Genomic DNA, 3854 nt, shown 5'->3' with positions numbered 1-3854 from the left:
CCTCCCACACTTAAACCGAGTACATCCGATCAATAATAAGAAACCGGAGAACAACTCATGTCTTTAAGCGTGTTCGACCTGTTCAAGATTGGCATCGGCCCCTCCAGTTCCCACACCGTCGGCCCGATGCGCGCCGCCGCCCGATTCGTCGAAGGCCTCAAGCGCGACAACCTGCTGACCACCACCTGCAGCATCAAGGTGGAACTTTATGGTTCCCTCGGCGCCACCGGCAAAGGCCACGGCAGCGACAAAGCCGTGCTGCTGGGCCTCGAAGGCGAACACCCGGACACCGTAAACACGGAAACCGTGGCCGCCCGCCTGGCGCAGATGCGCAAGGACGGCCGCCTGAACCTGCTCGGCGAACACAGCATTGCGTTCAACGAGAAAGAACACCTGGCGATGATTCGCAAACCCCTCGCCTACCACCCCAACGGCATGATTTTCCGTGCCTTCGACGCCGCCAACATCCAGATCCGCAGCCGCGAGTACTACTCGGTGGGCGGCGGTTTTGTGGTGGATGAAGACGCCGCCGGCGCCGACCGGATTGTCGAGGATGCCACGCCGCTGACCTTCCCTTTCAAGCACGCCAAGGACTTGCTCGGCCATTGCGCCACCTACGGCCTGTCCATCAGCCAGGTGATGCTGACCAATGAAAGTGCCTGGCGCCCGGAAGCCGAAACCCGCGCCGGCTTGCTGAAGATCTGGCAGGTGATGCAGGACTGCGTCGACGCAGGTTGTCGCAATGAAGGGATCCTGCCCGGCGGTTTGAAGGTAAAACGCCGCGCTGCCGCGCTGCATCGCCAACTGTGCAAGCATCCGGAATCGGCGCTGCGCGATCCTTTGTCAGTGCTCGATTGGGTCAACCTGTACGCGCTGGCGGTCAACGAAGAAAACGCCAATGGCGGGCGCGTGGTCACGGCGCCCACCAACGGTGCGGCCGGGATCATTCCGGCGGTGCTGCATTACTACATGCGCTTTATCCCGGGCGCGAACGAAGACGGCGTGGTGCGCTTCCTGCTCACCGCCGCCGCCATCGGGATTTTGTACAAGGAAAATGCGTCGATCTCCGGGGCTGAAGTCGGTTGCCAGGGCGAAGTCGGCGTAGCGTGCTCCATGGCCGCAGGCGCTTTGTGCGAAGTGTTGGGCGGCAGCGTGTCCCAAGTGGAAAACGCTGCGAGATCGGCATGGAACACAACCTCGGCCTGACCTGCGACCCGATTGGCGGATTGGTGCAGGTGCCGTGCATCGAGCGCAATGCCATGGGCTCGGTGAAAGCCATCAATGCTGTGCGCATGGCCTTGCGCGGCGACGGGCAACATTTCGTCTCGCTCGATAAGGTCATCCGCACCATGCGCCAGACCGGCGCCGATATGAAAAGCAAATACAAGGAAACCGCCCGTGGCGGTTTGGCGGTCAACATTATCGAGTGCTGACGCCCAAGGCGCGGCAGCACGTTTTTCAGGAGCTGAATATGTCCACCGAAACCCTGTTGAAAACCCCATTGCACGCCCTGCACATCGAATTGGGGGCGCGTATGGTGCCCTTCGCCGGCTATGACATGCCGGTGCAATACCCGTTGGGCGTAATGAAGGAACACCTGCACACCCGTGAACAGGCCGGGTTATTTGACGTGTCCCACATGGGCCAGATCCGCCTGACCGGCGCCAATGCTGCCAAGGCCCTGGAAACCCTGGTGCCGGTCGACATCATTGACCTGCCGGTGGGCATGCAGCGCTACGCGATGTTCACCAACGAGCAAGGTGGCATCCTCGACGACTTGATGGTCGCCAACCTGGGCAATGACGAACTGTTCCTAGTGGTCAACGCTGCCTGCAAGGACCAGGACCTGGCGCACCTGCGCAAACATATTGGCGATCAGTGCACCATCGAGCCGCTGTTCGAAGAACGCGCCCTGCTCGCCCTGCAAGGCCCGGCGGCAGTGAAGGTGCTGGCGCGCCTGGCGCCGGAAGTGACCAGGATGACCTTTATGCAGTTCGCCTCCCTGCGCCTGCTGGGCGTGGACTGCTACGTCAGCCGCTCCGGTTATACCGGTGAAGACGGCTTTGAAATCTCCGTGCCTGCCGCCAATGCCGAAAGCCTGGCACGCAGCCTGTTGGCCGAAAGCGAAGTGCAGGCCATCGGCCTGGGCGCCCGCGACTCCCTGCGCCTGGAAGCCGGGCTGTGCCTTTACGGCCATGACATGAACACCGAGACCACGCCGATTGAAGCCAGCCTGCTGTGGGCAATCTCCAAGGCCCGTCGCGCCGACGGCCCGCGTGCCGGCGGCTTCCCGGGCGCCGACCAGATCTTCACCCAGCAGCAGGCCGGCGTGAGCCGCAAGCGTGTCGGCCTGTTACCCCAGGAGCGCACCCCGGTACGCGAAGGCGCCGAGATTGTCGACGCGCATGGCACTGTGATCGGTAGCGTCTGCAGCGGCGGCTTTGGCCCAAGCCTCGGCGGTCCGTTGGCCATGGGTTACCTGGACAGCGCGTTTATCGCACTGGATACCGAAGTCTCCGCGTTGGTGCGTGGGAAAAAGGTGCCACTTCGTGTAAGTAAAATGCCATTCGTGCCACAGCGTTACTACCGTGGTTGATTGACTGTTCCTATAAGTAACGCGGTTGCGTTAACGTGCACTAATCTGTAACGCAACCGCCATAAAACAGTGCATTCACGATAGACATTGTTAGAGGCAAACACCTATAACAAGTGAACAAATCTATCGAATAAGTCCGTTCCACATTATTCATCGAAGTGTCATGAGGCCGAGTAAAACCTGGGGTTTTTCGGGGCTTGTCTTTTCGCTGTTAGTTGGCGTAGAGTTTGCCCACTGTGTTTGCATGGGTCGCTTGGAACCTGGACCTGGGCAGTAGCTGAAGTAGTTGTGCTACAACCCGTTCGACGTCTCTTACTTTCCTGCAACCCAGCCCAGTACTCTTTCATGTGAAAGGGGCTGTCATTAATTTTTAGCGTCAAGGAAATAAGAAAATGGCTGATCGTCAGAGCGGTACCGTCAAGTGGTTTAACGACGAAAAAGGGTTTGGTTTTATCACTCCAGAAAGCGGTCCGGATCTGTTCGTGCATTTCCGCGCTATTCAGGGCAACGGTTTCAAGAGCCTTAAAGAAGGCCAGAAAGTAACGTTCGTTGCAGTGCAGGGCCAAAAAGGCATGCAGGCTGACGAAGTTCAAGCAGAAGGTTGATCCTTCCTGCGACAAAAAGCCCCTGACATGACATCAGGGGCTTTTTTATGGGCGCGATTCCGTAAAATGCGTTTTTTCCTCAGAGAGTCCTGCCATGTCCAAACCCCTGCTGAGCCCCCAAGGCGAATTCCCCGCCGTTGGCCTGGGCCGTCGCCTGGCAGCGATGTTCTATGACTTCCTGTTGTGCACCGCCCTGCTGATCGTCACGGCGTTTATCTACAAGCTGGTGTGGATGGCGTTCCTGGGCGAAGCCCGGATGCGTACCCTCACCGAGTCCGGCGCCTGGATGGGGACCCGCTGTTGTCGACGATTCTGTTCTTTGTGCTGTTCGGCTTCTTCGCCAAGTTCTGGACCCATTCCGGGCAGACCCTGGGCATGCAGGTATGGGGCGTGCGTGTACAGAACGCCGACGGCTCGCGCATCAGCCTGTGGCAGGCGCTGTTGCGCTTTGTGGTATCGATTGCGTCGTGGTTGTGCGTGGGGCTGGGGTTTATCTGGTCGGTGTTTGATAAGCGCAAACGCAGCTGGCATGACATTTATTCGGACACGCAGCTGGTGCGGATTCCGAAGCAGAAAAAGTAACCCCAGGAACACTGAAGATCCAAATGTGAGGCTGCCCCCCGATGGCAGTGGTTCAGTCAATGCACCTGTGA

At 59.1% G+C, this 3854-nt stretch carries 2 protein-coding genes and 2 pseudogenes; all 4 read left to right on the top strand.

From position 1 onward, the window contains the following. Nucleotides 1-57 precede the first annotated feature (57 nt). The 4 genes and pseudogenes from IQK56_RS27715 to IQK56_RS27700 all read left to right on the top strand — a co-directional run bounded on the left by IQK56_RS27715 (nucleotide 58) and on the right by IQK56_RS27700 (nucleotide 3783). Nucleotides 58-1433 (top strand): annotated as a pseudogene (locus IQK56_RS27715) (L-serine ammonia-lyase). Nucleotides 1434-1471: 38 nt separating this feature from the next. Further along, the gene (gene gcvT / locus IQK56_RS27710) at nucleotides 1472-2596 is read left to right on the top strand and encodes a glycine cleavage system aminomethyltransferase GcvT (protein ID WP_193863943.1); all 1125 of its coding nucleotides are present in this window, start codon (nucleotides 1472-1474) and stop codon (nucleotides 2594-2596) included. Between the two features lie 392 nt (nucleotides 2597-2988). Next, on the top strand, nucleotides 2989-3201 hold the full coding sequence (locus IQK56_RS27705; protein ID WP_014339904.1) for a cold-shock protein: 213 nt from the start codon (nucleotides 2989-2991) through the stop codon (nucleotides 3199-3201). A gap of 94 nt (nucleotides 3202-3295) precedes the next feature. Continuing rightward, nucleotides 3296-3783, top strand: a pseudogene (locus tag IQK56_RS27700) (RDD family protein). Nucleotides 3784-3854: the final 71 nt, after the last annotated feature.

Origin of the sequence: Pseudomonas cyclaminis (assembly GCF_015163715.1) — a bacterium.
In the GTDB taxonomy this organism is placed as follows: Bacteria; Pseudomonadota; Gammaproteobacteria; order Pseudomonadales; family Pseudomonadaceae; genus Aquipseudomonas; species Aquipseudomonas cyclaminis.
This window is presented reverse-complemented; position numbering and strand designations above follow the sequence as displayed.